Source organism: Streptomyces sp. NPDC059201, assembly GCF_042754585.1.
Classification (GTDB): Bacteria; Actinomycetota; Actinomycetes; order Streptomycetales; family Streptomycetaceae; genus Streptomyces.
This window is the reverse complement of sequence record NZ_JBHZBB010000011.1, coordinates 168,349-184,889: the sequence shown is the minus strand read 5'-3', so window position 1 is coordinate 184,889 and position 16,541 is coordinate 168,349. Positions and strand designations below refer to the sequence as shown.

At 73.8% G+C, this 16,541-nt stretch carries 18 protein-coding genes and 1 tRNA gene; 8 read left to right on the top strand and 11 right to left on the bottom strand.

What is annotated here, in order from left to right; all coding sequences use genetic code 11:
• Positions 1-113 precede the first annotated feature (113 nt).
• Positions 114-236 (bottom strand): hypothetical protein, encoded by a 123-nt coding sequence (locus ACFXMG_RS30525; protein WP_383820095.1) that lies wholly within the window; start codon positions 234-236, stop codon positions 114-116.
• 224 nt (positions 237-460) lie between these two features.
• Here ACFXMG_RS30525 and ACFXMG_RS30520 point away from each other — a divergent pair, with 224 nt between their 5' ends.
• Positions 461-1,246 (top strand): IclR family transcriptional regulator, encoded by a 786-nt coding sequence (locus ACFXMG_RS30520; RefSeq protein WP_383820098.1) that lies wholly within the window; start codon positions 461-463, stop codon positions 1,244-1,246.
• A 15-nt stretch (positions 1,247-1,261) separates the two neighbouring features.
• On the opposite strand, the gene ligD is transcribed toward ACFXMG_RS30520, so the two are convergent.
• Positions 1,262-2,287, bottom strand: a complete 1,026-nt coding sequence (gene ligD / locus ACFXMG_RS30515) for a non-homologous end-joining DNA ligase (protein WP_383820101.1) — start codon at positions 2,285-2,287, stop codon at positions 1,262-1,264.
• Between the two features lie 52 nt (positions 2,288-2,339).
• Between ligD and ACFXMG_RS30510 the strand changes: the two genes are divergently transcribed.
• The 3 genes from ACFXMG_RS30510 to ACFXMG_RS30500 all read left to right on the top strand — a co-directional run bounded on the left by ACFXMG_RS30510 (position 2,340) and on the right by ACFXMG_RS30500 (position 6,163).
• Positions 2,340-3,398 (top strand): ATP-dependent DNA ligase, encoded by a 1,059-nt coding sequence (locus tag ACFXMG_RS30510; RefSeq protein WP_383820104.1) that lies wholly within the window; start codon positions 2,340-2,342, stop codon positions 3,396-3,398.
• Positions 3,399-3,751: 353 nt separating this feature from the next.
• On the top strand, positions 3,752-4,003 hold the full coding sequence (locus tag ACFXMG_RS30505) for a hypothetical protein (RefSeq protein ID WP_383820106.1): 252 nt from the start codon (positions 3,752-3,754) through the stop codon (positions 4,001-4,003).
• 63 nt (positions 4,004-4,066) lie between these two features.
• Positions 4,067-6,163, top strand: coding sequence for an MDR family MFS transporter (locus ACFXMG_RS30500; RefSeq protein WP_383820108.1), 2,097 nt, complete (start codon positions 4,067-4,069; stop codon positions 6,161-6,163).
• Positions 6,164-6,173: 10 nt separating this feature from the next.
• On the opposite strand, the gene ACFXMG_RS30495 is transcribed toward ACFXMG_RS30500, so the two are convergent.
• The gene (locus ACFXMG_RS30495; RefSeq protein WP_383820111.1) at positions 6,174-6,632 is read right to left on the bottom strand and encodes a YchJ family protein; all 459 of its coding nucleotides are present in this window, start codon (positions 6,630-6,632) and stop codon (positions 6,174-6,176) included.
• Positions 6,633-6,744: 112 nt separating this feature from the next.
• Here ACFXMG_RS30495 and ACFXMG_RS30490 point away from each other — a divergent pair, with 112 nt between their 5' ends.
• The gene (locus ACFXMG_RS30490; RefSeq protein ID WP_383820112.1) at positions 6,745-8,088 is read left to right on the top strand and encodes a 6-phospho-beta-glucosidase; all 1,344 of its coding nucleotides are present in this window, start codon (positions 6,745-6,747) and stop codon (positions 8,086-8,088) included.
• 66 nt (positions 8,089-8,154) lie between these two features.
• Here the strand turns inward: ACFXMG_RS30490 and ACFXMG_RS30485 are convergent, their stop codons facing one another.
• From ACFXMG_RS30485 to ACFXMG_RS30475, 3 genes are all read right to left on the bottom strand, one after another.
• On the bottom strand, positions 8,155-8,973 hold the full coding sequence (locus ACFXMG_RS30485; RefSeq protein ID WP_383820115.1) for an SAM-dependent methyltransferase: 819 nt from the start codon (positions 8,971-8,973) through the stop codon (positions 8,155-8,157).
• 74 nt (positions 8,974-9,047) lie between these two features.
• Complete coding sequence (locus ACFXMG_RS30480) at positions 9,048-9,284, bottom strand: DUF397 domain-containing protein (protein WP_030495614.1); 237 nt, start codon at positions 9,282-9,284, stop codon at positions 9,048-9,050.
• A complete protein-coding gene (locus ACFXMG_RS30475) occupies positions 9,285-10,160 on the bottom strand; it encodes a helix-turn-helix domain-containing protein (RefSeq protein ID WP_383820119.1) in 876 nt (291 codons plus the stop codon).
• A 215-nt stretch (positions 10,161-10,375) separates the two neighbouring features.
• Here ACFXMG_RS30475 and ACFXMG_RS30470 point away from each other — a divergent pair, with 215 nt between their 5' ends.
• Genes ACFXMG_RS30470 through ACFXMG_RS30460 form a run of 3 tightly spaced genes read left to right on the top strand, consistent with a single transcriptional unit; the run spans position 10,376 to position 12,103 of the window.
• Positions 10,376-10,915, top strand: a complete 540-nt coding sequence (locus ACFXMG_RS30470) for an ATP-binding protein (RefSeq protein ID WP_383820122.1) — start codon at positions 10,376-10,378, stop codon at positions 10,913-10,915.
• Positions 10,909-11,358 (top strand): hypothetical protein, encoded by a 450-nt coding sequence (locus tag ACFXMG_RS30465; protein ID WP_383820125.1) that lies wholly within the window; start codon positions 10,909-10,911, stop codon positions 11,356-11,358. Before ACFXMG_RS30470 ends, ACFXMG_RS30465 begins: the two co-directional genes overlap by 7 nt.
• A 34-nt stretch (positions 11,359-11,392) precedes the next feature.
• On the top strand, positions 11,393-12,103 hold the full coding sequence (locus ACFXMG_RS30460; protein ID WP_383820128.1) for a class I SAM-dependent methyltransferase: 711 nt from the start codon (positions 11,393-11,395) through the stop codon (positions 12,101-12,103).
• On the opposite strand, the gene ACFXMG_RS30455 is transcribed toward ACFXMG_RS30460, so the two are convergent.
• The 5 genes from ACFXMG_RS30455 to ACFXMG_RS30435 form a co-directional block, all read right to left on the bottom strand.
• Positions 12,100-13,662, bottom strand: coding sequence for a hypothetical protein (locus tag ACFXMG_RS30455; protein WP_383820131.1), 1,563 nt, complete (start codon positions 13,660-13,662; stop codon positions 12,100-12,102). The two genes, ACFXMG_RS30460 and ACFXMG_RS30455, sit on opposite strands and share 4 nt — an antisense overlap.
• Positions 13,663-13,734: 72 nt before the next feature.
• Positions 13,735-13,822 (bottom strand) — tRNA-Leu (locus tag ACFXMG_RS30450).
• A gap of 286 nt (positions 13,823-14,108) precedes the next feature.
• Positions 14,109-14,741 (bottom strand): class F sortase, encoded by a 633-nt coding sequence (locus ACFXMG_RS30445; protein WP_383820134.1) that lies wholly within the window; start codon positions 14,739-14,741, stop codon positions 14,109-14,111.
• An 81-nt stretch (positions 14,742-14,822) separates the two neighbouring features.
• A complete protein-coding gene (locus ACFXMG_RS30440) occupies positions 14,823-15,371 on the bottom strand; it encodes a hypothetical protein (protein ID WP_383820136.1) in 549 nt (182 codons plus the stop codon).
• A gap of 179 nt (positions 15,372-15,550) precedes the next feature.
• The gene (locus ACFXMG_RS30435) at positions 15,551-16,495 is read right to left on the bottom strand and encodes a beta-ketoacyl-ACP synthase III (RefSeq protein ID WP_383820139.1); all 945 of its coding nucleotides are present in this window, start codon (positions 16,493-16,495) and stop codon (positions 15,551-15,553) included.
• Between the last annotated feature and the right edge of the window lie 46 nt (positions 16,496-16,541).

The window sequence follows — 16,541 nt, the reverse complement described above, 5'->3', positions numbered from 1 at the left end:
GGCAGGCACGGCGGCGCACCGGTCCGGGCACGGCGGCGCAAGGACCGCGCCGGCGTCAGGACCCGGGACCCCCCGTCACGGCCGGGGACGGCACGGGAGGAGCCGGAGCGGCGTCAGCTACAGCGACAGCCGGTGCCGGTGACCCGCGCCAGGTCTATGTGACGGCGGCGGGTGAGCCCGAGGAGGGCGGGAGAGACGGCGGGAGCGGCGTACGACGCCGTACGGCACATGCTCATGGCGGGCCTGCTCCCTCCGGTGTGGCGGTCCCGCGGTGTGGTGATCCCGCGGTGTGTGGGCTGGCCGGAACCATGACACGGCGGTCCGGCTCGCCACAACTCGCTTCCCATCATGTGGGATTGCACATGAACGGCGTGTTTCCTCCCGCCCCGGGGTGTCGCTCCCGCTCCCATCATGTGGGAGCGTGAGGCGACGATCACCCGAAGGGGGGCCCGCGAGCGCCATGACCACCGAGGCCGAGGCCGTACGGGCCCCGACGGGCGCGCAGGCGGTCCGCCGCGCGCTCGACGTGCTGCACAGCTTCCACGACAACCGCCCCGACCTGAGCGTCTCCGACCTGGCGCGCAGGCTGGGCCTCTCCACGTCGACGGCCCACCGGCTGGTCCGGACCCTGCTGGCGGCGGACTTCCTGGAGCAGGACGCCCGCACGGCCCGCTACCGGCTGGGGCCCGCCGTGACGGAGCTGGGCCGGCTCTCGTACCACCAGCGGGGGCTGCACCTGGCCGCGCCCGAGCTGGCCGACCTGGCCGAGCGGACCGGCGCCACCGCCGACCTGGCGCTGCGCAGCGGCCCGTACGCGGTGATCGTGGCGGGCGGTTCGGTGACGCCGAAGGTGGGGTTGCGGCGTCCGCTGCACTCGACCGCGCTGGGCAAGGTGCTGCTCGCCTGGCCCCGCGCGGGCGAGGCGGGCCCGCTCGCGCTTCCTCCCCTGTACGCGTTCACCGACCGGACGATCGTCGAACCGGGCGCCCTCGCGGCGGAGTTGGCGCGCGTGCGGCTGGCGGGCCACGCGGTCAACGACGGGGAGTCGGCGCCCGGGGTGCGGACGGTGGCGGTGCCGGTCCTGGAGCGGGCGGGACACGCGCGGTTCGCACTCGCGGTCCGCGCGACGCCGGAGGTGATCACGGACGCGCGGCTCGACTGGTTCCTGACGCAGGCGCGGTCCTGTGCCCGGGCCCTGGAGGTGCTGCTCCTGCCCCCGTCGGAGCGCCGGAGCCCGGAGGCGTAACCACCCCGGCAAAGCTCACTCCTCCTTCTCCTTCTTCGCCCGGCTCGGCTGCACCCGCTTCGGCTCGCCCGGCATCTTCGGGTACTCGGGCGGATAGGGCAGGTCCCCGAGGGCGTGCTCGGCCTCGTCGCGCCGGGCCAGTTCGAGGAGCGGCTCCAGGTCGAAGCGCTCGTCGTCCATGTCGGCGTGCACGTCGCCGAGTTCGGCGTACCGGGCGGGCATCGTGCGGATGTCGAAGTCCCGCGGCACCGCGTCGTCGATCTCGTCCCAGCGCAGCGGGGCGGAGACGGGGGCGTGCGGCCGGGGGCGGACCGAGTAGGCGGAGGCGATCGTGCGGTCGCGGGCGGTCTGGTTGTAGTCGACGAAGATCCGCTCGCCGCGCTCCTCCTTCCACCACTTCATGGTCACCCGCTCCGGCATCCGCCGCTCCAGCTCCCGCCCGCAGGCGATGGCGGCGCGCCGGACCTGGACGAAGGTCCAGTCGGGGCGGATGGGGACGAAGACGTGCAGCCCGCGTCCGCCGGAGGTCTTGGGCCAGCCGCGCAGCCCGTACTCGCCGAGGACGGCCCGCAGCTCGTGGGCGGCGCGGACGGCGTCGGCGTAGTCGGTGCCGGGCTGCGGGTCGAGGTCGAGGCGGAGCTCGTCGGGGTGGTCGGTGTCCTCGCGCCGCACGGGCCAGGGGTGGAAGGTGACGGCGCCGAGGTTGGCGGCCCAGAGGACGGCGGCCGGCTCGGTGGGGCACATCTCGTCGGCCGAGCGCCCGCTGGGGAAGGTGATGTGCGCGGTGGGGATCCAGTCCGGGAGGTACTTGGGGGCCCGCTTCTGGAAGAAGGACTCCCCCGTCACCCCGTCGGGGTAGCGCTCCAGGGTCGTCGGCCGGTCCCGCAGGGCGCGGGTGATGCCCTCGCCGACGGCGAGGTAGTAGGTCACCATGTCGAGCTTGGTGTAGCCGGGCTCCGGGAAGTAGACCTTGTCCGGGTTGGAGACGCGGACGGTGCGCCCGCCCGCCTCCAGTTCCACCGCTGCCGTCTTGCCTGCCATGTGCGCCACCCTAGAGCTCGCCGACACATGCCGCATACCGGACAATCGACCCATGGATCTGCCGGTGATGCCGCCCGTGAAGCCGATGCTCGCCAAGTCCGTGAAGCGGATTCCGCCCGGGATGCAGTACGAGGCCAAGTGGGACGGCTTCCGGGCGATCGTGCACCGCGACGGCGCCGAGCTGGTCATCGGCAGCCGTACCGGCAAGCCGCTCACCCGCTACTTCCCCGAGCTCGTCGAGGCGCTGGGCGAGCGGCTGCCCGAGCGGTGCGTGGTGGACGGCGAGATCGTCATCGAGCACGGCGGGCGGCTGGACTTCGACCGGCTCAGCGAGCGGATCCACCCCGCCGACTCCCGGGTGCGGATGCTCGCGGAGACCACCCCGGCCCGGTTCGTCGCCTTCGACCTGCTCGCCCTCGGCGACGAGGCCCTCCTCGACACCCCGCTGTCGGCGCGGCGCGAGGCCCTGGAGCGGATGCTCGCCGGCACCACCGCCCCCCTCCACCTCGCCCCCGCCACCCGGGACCCGGAGCTCGCCGCGCGCTGGTTCGAGCAGTACGAGGGGGCGGGGCTCGACGGGGTGATCGCCAAGCCGCTGGACCTGCCCTACCGGCCGGACGCCCGCCTGATGTACAAGATCAAGCACGAGCGGACCGCCGACGTCGTCGTGGCCGGGTACCGGTTCCACAAGAGCGGCCCCGTCGTCGGCTCGCTCCTCCTCGGTCTGTACGACGACCGGGGCGCCCTCCAGCACGTCGGCGTCTGCGCCGCGTTCACCGCCGCGCGCCGCGCCGAGCTGGTCGGGGAGCTGGAGCCGCTGCGGATGGACCCGCCCGACGGGCACCCGTGGGCGGCCTGGGCCGAGGAGGCCGCGCACGCGGGGGCCAGGCTGCCGGGCGCGCCGAGCCGCTGGTCGGGGAAGAAGGACCTGTCGTGGGTGGCGCTGCGGCCGGAGCGGGTGTGCGAGGTCGGCTACGACCACATGGAGGGCGACCGCTTCCGGCACACCGCGCAGTTCAAGCGCTGGCGCCCGGACCGGGCTCCGGAGTCCTGCGGATACGCGCAGCTCGACGAGCCCGTCTCGTACGACCTGTCGGACGTACTGAGCTGACGATCGTCCCGGTCCTGGCGTCCGGGCGCCACGTGATTTCCTTCACACCGGTAGTCCCGTCCCGGGGCTTGCGCGTCGCCCGTCCGGGTCCGCCGCCGGCCGTCCGCGCCCTCGATACGCAGGGTCCTTGCGCGCCGCCCGTCCGGCGCCGTGCCCCGTACCTGCGAGAACGCCGGTGCGCGCGATCACCGGGGCCGGGCGGTGCCGGAGGGGTGCGCCCGCGCACGCCCCCCGGGCCGGGCGCCCCCGTCGCGCACCGACCCCGGAGCCGTACCGGAACCGCTCCCGCCATCCGGTACGTATGGAGGTGAGAGCCCTTCCCGACCGCCCCCACGAACCGCTAGGACTGACCCGTGATCGCCTCGTCATCCCCCCTCGTACCCGTCCCGATCCCCGACCGCGTGGCCGCCCTCATCGGCGCCTGTCTGCCCGCGCACGTCCTCCAGGCGGAGATCGAGGCGGACTGCGCGGCGCGCGAGGTCTACCGCTTCCGCGGGCCGCTCTGCGCGGAGGACCGGGCCGACCGTGAGCACGCGCTGGCCGCCCTCGCCCGGGCGAACAAGATCCTGGCCAAGCACCACCCGACCCTGCCGGTACGCCCCTGACGGCCTCGCCCGTTCGGCGGAGCCCCACGCGCAACGGCGGCGGCGCGGTGTGACGCTGCGAAGGTGACCACGACCAGCGACGCAGCACCGGCGGCAACGGCCGCGCCCGCACCGCTCGACGGCCGCCGCCGCAACATCGTGTTCGGCACGATCATGCTGGGCGTGCTGCTGGCCGCGCTCGACCAGACCATCGTGGGCACCGCCCTGCCCACGATCGTCGCGGACCTCGGGGGCGCCGCCCACATGTCGTGGGTCGTCACCTCCTATCTCCTCGCCGAGACCGTGGCGACCGTGCTGGTCGGCAAGTTCGGCGACCTCTTCGGCCGCAAGCTGATCTTCCAGATCTCCGCGATCGTCTTCATCACCGGCTCCTTCCTCTGCGGTCTCGCCACCAACATGACGCTGCTGATCGTCTGGCGCGGTCTCCAGGGCATCGGCGCCGGCGGCCTCATGGTCACCTCGATGGCGCTGATCGCCGATGTGATCCCGCTGCGCGAACGCGGCAAGTACCAGGGTGCGATCGGCGCCGTGTTCGGCGTCTCGACGGTTATCGGGCCGCTGCTCGGCGGCCTGTTCACCGACCACGCGAGCTGGCGCTGGGCGTTCTACGTCAACGTCCCGATCGCGATCCTCGTCGTCATCGCCGCCGCCCGCACGATCCCCTCGGTCCGCTCGGCGAGCCGGCCGGTCATCGACTACCTCGGCATCGCGCTCGTCGCGATCGGCTCCAGCGCCCTGATCCTGGCGACCAGTTGGGGCGGCAACGAGTACGCGTGGAGCTCCGGCGTCATCATCGGGCTCTTCGTCGGCGGCATCCTCGCCCTCGGCCTGTTCTGCTGGGCGGAGTCCCGGGCGGCCGAACCCATGCTGCCCATGCGGCTGTTCCTCAATCCGGTCTTCACGGTCTGCTCGGTGCTGAGCTTCGTCGTCGGCTTCGCGATGCTCGGCGCGATGACCTTCCTGCCGACCTATCTCCAGTACGTGGACGGGGATTCGGCGACGGTCTCCGGCATCCGGACCCTGCCCATGGTCGTCGGCCTGCTCATCGCCTCGATCTTCAGCGGCAACGTCGTCAGCAAGACCGGGCACTACCGGATCTTCCCCATCGTGGGCTGCGCCGTGATGGGCGTCGGGCTCTATCTGCTCTCCCTGATGGACGAGAACACCAGCACCTGGCTGGAGTCGCTGTACATGTTCGTCCTCGGCGTCGGCATCGGCCTGTGCATGCAGGTCCTCACGATCGCCGTGCAGAACACCGTCGACTACGCCGACCTCGGCACCGCCACCTCCGGCGTCACCTTCTTCCGCACCCTGGGCAGCTCCTTCGGCACTGCCGTCTTCGGCACGATCTACGCCAACTCGCTCAAGCCCAACCTCGCCACCGGGGTCGCCGAGGCGTCCGTCCTCGCCGGGCCGCTCGGCATCGACCCGCCGACCGTGGCGAAGGCCGCGCAGAGCCCGCAGGGGCTGCACGCCCTGCCCGGCGGCACCGCGGAGCCGATCGTCCGCGCCTACGCCGAGACGCTGCACACCGTCTTCCTGTGGACGGTGCCGGTCGCCGCCGTCGGCTTCGTCGTCGCCCTCTTCCTCAAGCAGGTGAAGCTCCGCGACTCGGCCCGGGAGGCCGCCCCCGACATGGGCGAGGGCTTCGCCTCCCCCACGAGCGGCGGCGACTCCGCCAAGCTCCTCGAACTCGCCGTGGGACGGCTGCTGCACCGCATGGACATGGACACCGCCCGCCGGATCGTCGCCGACTCCGACACCCGGCTCGACACGGCCGGCGCGTGGGCGGTCATGCAGGTGGAGCTGTACACGCGGACGGTCGGGCACGCGAGCCTCGGACTCATCGCGGCGGGCCGGCGCCTCCCGCCCGAGGTCATCCTCCCCACCTTCGAGCGGATGGTCGACGAGGGCTTCCTCACCCGCGACGGCAACCTCCTCTCCCACACCCCGGCCGGCGTCCGCGAGGCCGAGGTCATCACCCACGCCTGGGGCGACTGGCTCGCCGACCGCCTGGAGCAGGAGCGCGGCCGCCCCAGCGGCCCCGAACTCCGCGCCGCCGCCGACGCCATCGCGAAGAAGGCCGTCGCCGAGGACCTCTCCACCGGCCTCGCACCCGTCCGCACGGAGAAGCGCGCCACGGTCGCGTCGGGGCGGTGACGCCGCGCCGTCAGTCCTCCAGGAACTCACCGTCGACGTAGACCCAGGCGCCGTCGTGGCGGGTGAAGCGGCTGCGTTCGTGGAGGGAGCCGGGCTCGCCGGCGTGGACGTAGCGGGCCAGGAAGGTGACCGTGCCCCGCTGGTGGAAGGCCGTGCCGTCGGTGGTGTCCCGGATCTCCAGGCCCGTCCAGCGCATGCCGGGGTCGAGGTCGAGGGTCGCCGGGCGGGTCTCCGGGGCCCAGGTGCGCAGCAGGTACGCCGCGTCGTGGGCGACGAAGGCGCTGTAGCGGGAACGCATCAGCAGTTCGGCGGTGGGCGCGGTGGCACCCGTACCGGCGTGGAAGCGGCCGCAGCAGGAGCCGTACGGGGCGTCGAGCCCGCAGGGGCAGGGCGAGGCGGCGGTGACCGGGGCGGGCGCGGGCGTGCGGGGGCGGGTGCCGGAGCGGGGGCCGGCCTTGCGTCGGGACATGCGGTCATTCTCCCCCAGCCTCCCTCGGCGCCTGCCCGGGATGCGGACGGCGGCGTGGACGCCCGGGCCGGTCCCGGCCGTCCGGCGGGCGCGGCCGAGTAGCGTACGGAGCATGCGACTGACGATTCTCGGAGGCGGCGGATTCCGGGTGCCGCTGGTGTACGGCGCGCTGCTCGGCGACCACGCCGAGGGGCGGATCACCCACGTCACCCTGCACGATCTGGACGGGGACCGGCTGACGGCCATCGCGCGGGTCCTCGCCGAACAGGCCGCGGGGGTGCCGGACGCGCCCGTCGTCACGGCCACCACCGATCTCGACGAGGCCCTGCGCGGGGCGGACTTCGTGTTCTCCGCGATCCGGGTCGGCGGTCTGGAGGGCCGGGCGGCCGACGAGCGGGTGGCGCTGGCCGAGGGGGTGCTGGGGCAGGAGACGGTGGGCGCGGGCGGGATCGCGTACGGCCTGCGGACGGTTCCGGTCGCCGTCGCCGTCGCCCGCCGGATCGCCGCGCTCGCCCCCGACGCGTGGGTCATCAACTTCACCAACCCGGCCGGGATGGTGACGGAGGCGATGTCCCGGATCCTCGGCGACCGGGTCGTCGGCATCTGCGACTCCCCCGTCGGCCTGGGCCGCCGCGTCGCGCGCGTCCTCGGCGCGGACCCGGACCGGGTGTGGATCGACTACGTGGGCCTCAACCACCTGGGCTGGCTGCGCGGGCTGCGGGTGGACGGGCGGGACGAGCTGCCGCGGCTCTTCGCGGACGAGGCGCTGCTCGGCTCCTTCGAGGAGGGGAGGCTCTTCGGCACCGAGTGGCTGCGGTCGCTGGGCGCGGTCCCCAACGAGTACCTGCACTACTACTACTTCAACCGGGAGGCGGTCGCCTCCTACCGGGGCGCCGAGAAGACCCGGGGCGCGTACCTCCTCGACCAGCAGGCCGGTTTCTACGCGGAGGCGGGCAAGCCGGAGACCCGGGCCCTGGACGCCTGGCACCGCACGCTGGCCGACCGGGAGGCGACGTACATGGCGCACAACCGGGAGGCGGCCGGGGCCGGCGACCGGGCCGAGGAGGACCTGGAGTCGGGCGGCTACGAGAAGGTGGCGCTGGCGCTGATGCGGGCGATCGCGCGCGGTGAGCGGGCCACCCTCATCCTGAACGTCCGCAACGGCACGACGCTGCCGGGCCTCGACGCGGACGCGGTGGTCGAGGTGCCGTGCCTGGTGGACGCCAACGGCGCCCGTCCGGTGGCGGTGGACCCGCTGCCGTACCACGCCATGGGGCTGGTGTCGGCGGTGAAGGCGGTGGAGCGGGAGGTGCTGTCGGCGGCGGAGAGCGGTGCGCGGGCCGACGCGGTGAAGGCGTTCGCGCTGCACCCGCTGGTGGACTCGGTGGCGGTGGCCCGCCGGCTGCTCGACGGCTACACGGCCGTGCACCCGGGGCTCGCGTACCTGCGGGGATGACGGCGCGGGAAGGCCCGTGGAGCGGACTCCACGGGCCTCTCGACCGTACGGTTACGGGTGTACGGATCAGGGCTTGCGGGCCACCGCGGCCCAGCCCGGGATGGGGTCGTCGCCCTGGACCTGCACCGGCTCGCCCAGCTCGGGGTGCCACTCGGCGGTGAGCGACACTCCGGGCTCGACGAACTCCAGGCCCTCGAAGAAGACCGCCAGCTCGTCACGGGTGCGCGGCCGCAGGGTCAGGCCGCGGGCCTTGTACATGCCGACGGCCTTCGCCGCGCCCTCGGGGTCGAAGTCCCCGGTGACCTGCGAGAGGACCAGGTAGGAGCCGGGGGCGAGCTGGTCGACGAGCTTGGCGACGATGTCGTGGGCGCCGTCCTCGTCGCCCAGGAAGTGCAGCAGGGCCAGCATCGACAGCGCGATGGGCTTGTCGAAGTCAAGGACCTTTCCGGCCCTTTCGAGGATGGTCTCGGGGTCGCGGGCGTCCGCCTGGATGTACTCGGTGGCCCCCTCGGGGGTCGAGCGCAGCAGGGCGGCCGCGTGCGCGAGCACGATCGGGTCGTAGTCGCAGTAGACGATCCGGGACTCCGGCGCGGCCCCCTGCGCGATCTGGTGCAGGTTGGGCTCGGTCGGGATCCCGGTGCCGACGTCCAGGTACTGGCGCACGCCCTGGGCGCTGAGCCAGCGGATGGCGCGGTGCATGAAGGCGCGGTTGACCCGGGCCATGTCCCGCCCGCGGGCGTCCACGGTGAGGAGCTGGCGGGCCATCTCCTCGTCGACGGGGTAGTTGTCCTTGCCGCCCAGGAACCAGTCGTACATCCGCGCGGGGTGCGGCTTGCTGGTGTCGATGCGTATCTCGCTCCGCGGGGAAGCGGGTTCCTGGGTCATCGGCTCTCCTGGTCGGGACGAACGGGTGGCGCTGCTACAAGAGTTACGTGACGGAGGTGGTGGGACGGAAGGGTTCAGGTGAGGAGAAAGTCAGCCTGACCGGATTTGGCTCCCGCGATGAACGCGGCGATCTCCCCGTGGGTGTAGATGAGAGCGGGTCCTTCAGGGTCTGCGGACTGTCGCACGGCGACCCTGCCGTCGGCCAGCTTCATGGCCTCCACGCAGTTGCCCCCGTTCCCGCCGCTCCAGGGCTTGTGCCATCCCTCGGCACCGAGCTCCGCGGCGGGCATGCCGTTGTATATGCGATCCATTCACAGCTCCTTGCGGAGATCCTTGAGGATCTCCTTCGTGCGTTGTGCAGTCGCGGCCTGCGCCGCCATACGGTCCATGACCTCCAGGTGGGACGCCACCTCGGGGCGCGCGTCGAGGTAGACGGCGCCGGTCAGGTACTCGCTGTAGACCATGTCCGGGAGTTCGGGCATGGCGAAGCGGAAGAGGACGAAGGGCCCGTACGTGCCGGGGTGGTGGCCGGACGCGAACTCCGCGATCTGCAGGGTGACGTTCGGCAGCTCGGACGCTTCGAGCAGCCGGTCGAGCTGGTCGCGCATCACCTCGGGCCCGTCGCCGACCGGCCGGCGGAACACCGTCTCGTCCATGATCACCCAGAACTTCGGGGCGTCCTCCCTGGTGAGCAGGGACTGACGCTCCATCCGCAGGGCTACATGCCGATCGATGTCCTCTTCCCTGGCGGCGTCGTCGCCGCCACCGACCGCTCCGCTGCGCAGGATGGCGCGGGCGTACTCCTCGGTCTGGAGCAGACCGGGGACGAACTGGGGTTCGTAGGCCCGGATGAGGCTCGCGGCCCCCTCCAGGCTGACGTACATGGAGAACCAGCCGGGCAGCACGTCGTGGAACCGCTGCCACCAGCCGGGCAGGTTGGCCTCCTCGGCGAGGGCGACGAACGCCTCCGCCTCGGGGTCGTTGATGCCGTACGCGCGGAGCAGCAGCTGCACGTACGGGATCTTCAGCGCGACCTCGGCGGTCTCCATGCGGCGGATGGTGGCCGGGGCGACGTGGAGGACCTTGGCGGCCTCCTCGCGCTTCAGGCCCGCGCGCTCGCGCAGGTCCTGTAGACGCCGGCCGAGTACGACCTGTCCCACCGTGGGGGCGGACCGCGGCTCGCTCACTCCCAGACCTCCCCGACGCACTGTTTCGACGAGTGTGCCACGAAGCCCGGCCAGAGAGAACACAGCACTCTGCAATTTCCAGAGTGCTACTTGCCAAGTGTCCGAGTCAGGAGGACAGTGTTCCGGTGAACCAGTACAGACTGCCGCCGGTGCGCCCCCGGGCCCCGGCGACAGTGACGTACGGCAGCCCTGCCCACTGTTGTGAGGAACCGGTCGTGGCTTCTGGTAACGCGCAGCCCTCAGGTCTCATGAGCTCCATAGCCATGGCCCAGCGCCCCCAGCCCCGCCACGATCCCGCCCACCACGATCCCCGGCACCGCGATCCGCACCGCCGTGAGGCGCTCCACCGCGATCCCCTGCACCGCTTCGCCTTCGAACTGCCCGCCCGCACCGAGTCCGTGGGCCGCGCCCGCCGCCTCACCGAGGAGCGGCTGATCCTCTGGGCCCGCGGACCTGAGATACGCGACACGGCCGCCCTGGTCGTCTCCGAACTGGTCACCAACGCGGTGCTGCACACCGCGAGCAGCCGGATCGTCTGCGAACTCCGCGAGGCAACCGACAGCCTCCGCATCGCCGTACGGGACGAGGGCGGTCCCGCCGGCCCCCGGATACGCGACTGCGGCGCGGACGAGCGCGGCCGCGGACTCCTCATCGTCGACGCGCTGTGCGCGTCCTGGGGCGCCGAGCGCACCGGGCACGGCACGGCGCAGATCGTCTGGGCGGAACTCCCGTACGTCCTGGGGGAGCCATGCTGAAGTCGATGGCCGACCTGCTCGCCCCCCGCGTCCCCCGCGCCCGCCGCTCCCCGGAGAACGGCCCCGGCCGCGACGGCACCGTCGCCGCCACCCGCCTCGCGGTCCCCACCGGCCTGACCACCGGCCTCGGCTGCGACGCCGTCGGCGTCCCCGCCCGCTTCGGCTTCAAGATCCTCTCCCGGCTCCCCGCCAAGGGCTGTGTGTACGCCGACACCGACTGGTGGTGGTGGCTCGTCCCGGCCGGCTCCGACCTCGACCTGGCCTGGCCGCTGCCCGCCTGTTACGCCCCCGGCGCCGAGATCCCCGACCGCGGCCCGCGCCTGATCCACCACCCGGACGGCACCTCGCCCTACACCCCGCCGATCCCCCTCTACCTGCTGACCTGCCAGCTCACCGGCATCGCCCCGGCCTGGCCGGCGCCGCAGGTGCGCAGCGCGCTGTGACGGCACCGGCGTCCGGCTGCGTAGAGTCGGGTCCATGTTCACCCCGCAGGGCCCGACCCTCCGCGAACTGACCGCCCAGGCGCTGTCCTCGGTCGAGCACGGCTACGACCTGCTCGCCCCGAAGTTCGACGCGACGCCCTTCCGCACCCCGGAACGGATCCTCACGTCGGTGGCCCGCGCGCTGGCCGACCTCGGCCCCTTCGAGACGGGCCTGGACGTCTGCTGCGGCACCGGCGCGGGCCTCCCCGTCCTCCGCTCGGTCTGCGAGGGCCGGGTCACGGGCGTCGACTTCAGTGCGAACATGCTGGCCGAGGCCCGCCGCCGCCACCCCGCCGCGACCCTGGTCCGCGCCGACGCCCTCGCCCTCCCCTTCGCCCCGTCCTTCGACCTGGCGGTCAGCTTCGGCGCCTTCGGCCACTTCCTCCCCGCCGACCAGCGCACCCTCTTCGCCCAGGTCCACACCGCCCTCCGCCCCGGCGGCCTCCTCGCCTTCCCCCTCCCGGCCCCACCCCCGGTCGGCTCCCCCACCTACTGGACCCTCTGGGCCTTCGACGCGGCCATGCGCGTCCGCAACACCCTCTGGCGCCCCCCGTTCGTCATGTACTACCGCACCTTCCGCCTCCAGGACGTCCGCACCCGCCTGGAGGAGACGGGCTTCGAGGTCACCCACCACCCCCTCCCCGACTTCGGCACCCGCCCGGACGGCAGCCCGAACTGCCGCCTGGTGGTGGCGCGGAAGGTCTAGCGCTTCGGGCCGTCGGCCCCGCACCCGGTCCGGGCGGAGTCCACCGGGACGAGGCGGAGCTTCTCCAGCGGGACCTTCAGGCCGGCGCGCTCCTCCGCGTCCCAGAGCACCACCACTCCCCCGGAGTCGCCGAGCTTCAGATAGGGCCGGGCGGGGTCCAGGACCCCTCCGTCGACCGGGATCTCGGCGAGCCTGCCGACGGGGGCGGGGCAGACCCACTCGGGGTCGATGCCGTAGTAGCCGACCGGGGTGCGGCCCGCCGCGGCGGCGGTGGCGGCCCGCTCGCCCGCCCGGCCGGCGCCGAGCAGTCCGATCTCCAGGAAGCCGGTGACGACCAGCAGGACGCTCAGGGCGAGGACCACCAGGTTGCCGAACACCCGGTCCTTGACGTGCAGGTGGAAGTGCTTCATGTAGCCGAGGAAGCTCGGGGCGAGGAACCACAGGCTCAGGCAGGCGGCCAGCTTGAGCATCGCCATCAGCTGGTAGGCCCGGGGTATCTCCACGTCCTCCAGGTCGACCCCGAAGGCGTCCAAGTACATGACGTGCAGGGCGGTGCCCACCCCGGGCAGCAGCCCGAAGGCGAGCGGGATCAGGGCCGGCAGCAGCCAGGGGGCGACCCGCTGCCAGCTCCACTGGCGGATCAGGAGGCGCACGCCGTTCGCGACGGCCGTCCCCGCCGCCAGGGCGACGAGAACGGGGGCGGTGATCCCCGGGTCGGGGACCGTCCACGCCAGGTAGGCGCCCAGCCCGGCACTGCACAGGACGAGGCCGGCGGCGACGGCCCCCGGGACCGCCCGCGAGCCGTCCCCCGGGTGCCGGGAGAGGAGGGCCGCGGCGGAGCCGACGACGACGGCGAGGAGCACCGTGCTCGTCCACGACCACCGGTCCTGCACCAGGAGGACGTCGGCCTGGCGGGCGCCGAGCAGCAGACCGAGCAGCAGACCGAGCAGGGCGACGACGATGAGGCGGCCCATCGCCCGGGAGGACTCCCGGCGGCCGCCGATCTGACGCGCGGGCGTCGGTGCGGCGCCGGAGGGGCGCCGGACCTCCGCCTCCGGCCGCGCCCGCGCACCGGGCAGCGGCCGGGCGGCCAGCCACCGGGCGGCCTGCGGTGTCCTCGCCGTGATCAGCCGGCCCGTGTCCCGGGTGCCGAGGTTCTCGGCGGCCCAGCGGGCGAGCCGTCCCCGCACCCGGGCCGCCGCGCCCGCCTCGGCGGGCAGCCGCGGGGGCTCGTAGGCGAACCAGTGCGGCAGGTCCCTGGGGTCGCGCTCCACGCACTCGACCGCCTGGACCTGGAGGTCGAGTCCGCACGCGTCGGCGATCAGCTCGATCCGCTGCCGGGCGCCGGAGACCGCGTTGAGCCGGCTGCCGGGGAAGCGGGCCTCGATCAGGTAGCGGACGCGCCGCTCGACGAGCGGGAGCGGATCCCGGCCCTGCCGGTCGAGCACCGGCCACCCCCGGGCCGCGAGGGCCTCCTCGAACAGTTCGTGCTCGCCGCGCAGCCCGCGCAGTTCGACGAGGGCCGTGGCCCGCCGGTCGAATCCAGACACCCGCGGCATCCGCCGCTCCCTCCCCCGAAGGTGCAGATGACGAGAAAGGCCGGTCGATACGAGATCGACCGGCCTGCTCCGTGGTGTCCGAGGGGGGACTTGAACCCCCACGCCCGATAAAGGGCACTAGCACCTCAAGCTAGCGCGTCTGCCATTCCGCCACCCGGACAAGGTGTGTGTCGTGACCGCGGGTGTTCCCCGCGGCGACATGGATAACTCTACCAGGGGTTCGCGGGCGCTTTCACCGGCGTTTTCCGTGGTCAGTCGTGGGGTGTGGGAGGGGGCGGTCCCGTGCGCCGGTGGACCCCGGGTCGTGACCGGGCGCACGGGGACCGCCCATCCCCGGGGATGCCGCCGTGGCGGCCGGGAGCCTGGCGCCCCCCGACGCCCGCTCCGGGTACCACGATGGCCCCGGGGGGTTGGTCCAGGCCAGCGCGTGTCCGGAATACGTCAGGTCAGCGGACGGCGGTGAGGCGGGCGGAGACGACGACGTTGCCGGTGTAGCCGGTGGCGCGGGTGTAGGTGCCGCCGCAGGTGATCACGCGGAGTTCGGGGGTGCGGCCTGCGGCGTACACGCGCTCGGCGGGGAAGTCGTCCTTCGGGACGAGTTCGACGGCGTGGACGGTGAAGACGGCCGTGCGGCCGTCCGCGCGGCGGACCTCGACCGTGCGGCCTCGGGTCAGCGCGCCGAGGGCGTGGAAGACGGCCGGGCCGGACGGGGTGTCGACGTGGCCGACGACGACGGCGGTGCCCGGTTCGCCGGGGGTGACCGCGCCCGCGTACCAGCCGGCCCGGCCGGGGTGCTCGGGCGGCGGGGCCTCCAGCCAGCCGTCCGCGTCCAGGCCGACCCGGGTGAGCGGCGCGTCCACGCCGATCGCCGGGATGGTGACGGCGAGCGGGGCGGAGGCGGGGAGGCCCGCGCGGGCCGGGGGCGGGGGCGCCGCCGGGGCCGGGGCGTCCGCCGCGAGGGGCTGGGGCGGGCCGGTCGCGGTGAGCTGCTCCGTACCGCCGCGGACGAGGTGGACCCCGACCAGGAGGAGGATCGCGACGATCCCCCACGCGCCCCGCCGGCCGTGTGCGCTGTCCACCGGCTCGGCCCTCCTCGTCTCGGGTGCGTGCTGGTCGCCCCTCCGTCCCGGACCTCGTCACACCGGGACGGAGGGGCCGTCTCAGGGGCGGCCGCCGGCCCGGCCGCGGCGGCGGGCGAGGACGACGGCGGCGGCGACGGCGCCGGCGATGAGGGCGGCTCCGGTGGCCAGCTCGGCGGCGCCGAGCGCGTCGGAGCCGGTGGAGCTGCCGAAGCCCGCCTTGACGCCCTTGTGCGGGGTGACCGGGTCGTGCGGGGCGACCGGGGGCGGCGGCGGGGCGGTGCCGTGGTCGACGGTCAGGGTGGTGGTGCCGCGCTCGCCCTTGCAGTCGAAGGCGATCTCGTACGCGGCGCCGGCCTTGGCGTCGATGTCGACGGTCGCGCTGCCGGGGCGGCCCTCGGTGAGGGTCACGGTGTCGAAGATCCCGGAGGTGACGGTCACGGACGGCACTTCGCAGCCGTCGGAGGTCAGGGTGACGGTGCCGCCGGGGGCGACGGTGCGGGGCGTGACGGAGAAGCCGAACGAGGTGACGTTCCGGCCGCCGCCGTCGTCGGCGAGGGCCGTGGGGGCGCACAGTGCCACGGCCGCGGTGGTGAGCAGGGCGGCGGAAGCGGTACGTATCGCGCGCATGCGGTCCTCCGGTTCACGGCGGGGGCACGGGCGCGGAGCGGCTCCGCGTCCGGGTCCGGGGCCGTCGGCACCGGTACCCCCACCGCGATCGAAGCTAGGTGCGCCCGGGGGGCGCCGCCACCGGGCTCCCCCTCGCGCTCCGCCGAACGGGGCAAGGGCCCCGGCCGGTCGGGCGCCGTTCAGGGGATCCGGACGACCTGACCGGCGTAGGAGAGGTTGCCGCCGAAGCCGAAGAGGAGGACGGGGGCGCCGGCGGGCAGCTCGCCGCGCTCGACGAGCTTGGCGAGGGCGAGCGGCACGGAGGCGGCGGAGGTGTTGCCGGAGTCGACGACGTCCCGGGCGACGACCGCGTTGACGGCGCCGATCTTCGCGGCGAGCGGCTCGATGATCCGCAGGTTGGCCTGGTGGAGGACGACGCCGGCGAGGTCCTCGGGGGCGATGCCGGAGCGCGCGCACGCCTCGCGGGCGAGGGCGGGGAGCTTCTGGGTGGCCCAGCGGTAGACGCTCTGGCCCTCCTGGGCGAAGCGGGGCGGGGTGCCCTCGATGCGGACGGCGTGGCCCATCTCGGGGACCGAGCCCCACAGGACGGGGCCGATGGCGCCGGTGTCGGTCTCGGTCGCCTCGACGATCACGGCGCCGGCGCCGTCGCCGGTGAGGACGCAGGTGGTGCGGTCGGTCCAGTCGGTGATCTCGGTCATCTTGTCCGCGCCGATGACGAGGGCGCGGCGGGCGGCGCCCGCGCGGATCGCGTGGTCGGCGGTGGCGAGCGCGTGGGTGAAGCCGGCGCAGACCACGTTCAGGTCGAGGGTCGCGGGCGAGCCCATGCCGAGGCGGGCGGCGACCCGGGCGGCGGTGTTGGGCGAGCGGTCGATCGCGGTGGAGGTGGCGACGATGACGTAGTCGATGTCCCCGGGGGTGAGCCCGGCGGCGGCCAGCGCCTTGCCCGCGGCGTGCGCGGCGAGCTCGTCGACCGGCTCCTCGGGGCCGGCCATGTGCCGCGTGCGGATGCCGACCCGGCTGAGGATCCACTCGTCGCTCGTGTCCACCAGCTCGGCCAGCTCGTGGTTGGTCAGTACCTTGGCGGGCTGGTAGTGCCCGAGCGCGGAGATGCGAGTTCCCGTCATCCCGGGACCCCCTCGATGGTCGTTCAGTGGCAGGAACCACCCAGTC

Bases quoted from the DNA above. Each gene is read 5' to 3' on its own strand.
- ACFXMG_RS30525 (WP_383820095.1), bottom strand. From the start codon at position 236: ATGAGCATGTGCCGTACGGCGTCGTACGCCGCTCCCGCCGTCTCTCCC.
- ACFXMG_RS30520 (WP_383820098.1), top strand. From the start codon at position 461: ATGACCACCGAGGCCGAGGCCGTACGGGCCCCGACGGGCGCGCAGGCG.
- ligD (WP_383820101.1), bottom strand. From the start codon at position 2,287: ATGGCAGGCAAGACGGCAGCGGTGGAACTGGAGGCGGGCGGGCGCACC.
- ACFXMG_RS30510 (WP_383820104.1), top strand. From the start codon at position 2,340: ATGGATCTGCCGGTGATGCCGCCCGTGAAGCCGATGCTCGCCAAGTCC.
- ACFXMG_RS30495 (WP_383820111.1), bottom strand. From the start codon at position 6,632: ATGTCCCGACGCAAGGCCGGCCCCCGCTCCGGCACCCGCCCCCGCACG.
- ACFXMG_RS30490 (WP_383820112.1), top strand. From the start codon at position 6,745: ATGCGACTGACGATTCTCGGAGGCGGCGGATTCCGGGTGCCGCTGGTG.
- ACFXMG_RS30485 (WP_383820115.1), bottom strand. From the start codon at position 8,973: ATGACCCAGGAACCCGCTTCCCCGCGGAGCGAGATACGCATCGACACC.
- ACFXMG_RS30480 (WP_030495614.1), bottom strand. From the start codon at position 9,284: ATGGATCGCATATACAACGGCATGCCCGCCGCGGAGCTCGGTGCCGAG.
- ACFXMG_RS30465 (WP_383820125.1), top strand. From the start codon at position 10,909: ATGCTGAAGTCGATGGCCGACCTGCTCGCCCCCCGCGTCCCCCGCGCC.
- ACFXMG_RS30460 (WP_383820128.1), top strand. From the start codon at position 11,393: ATGTTCACCCCGCAGGGCCCGACCCTCCGCGAACTGACCGCCCAGGCG.
- ACFXMG_RS30455 (WP_383820131.1), bottom strand. From the start codon at position 13,662: ATGCCGCGGGTGTCTGGATTCGACCGGCGGGCCACGGCCCTCGTCGAA.
- ACFXMG_RS30440 (WP_383820136.1), bottom strand. From the start codon at position 15,371: ATGCGCGCGATACGTACCGCTTCCGCCGCCCTGCTCACCACCGCGGCC.
- ACFXMG_RS30435 (WP_383820139.1), bottom strand. From the start codon at position 16,495: ATGACGGGAACTCGCATCTCCGCGCTCGGGCACTACCAGCCCGCCAAG.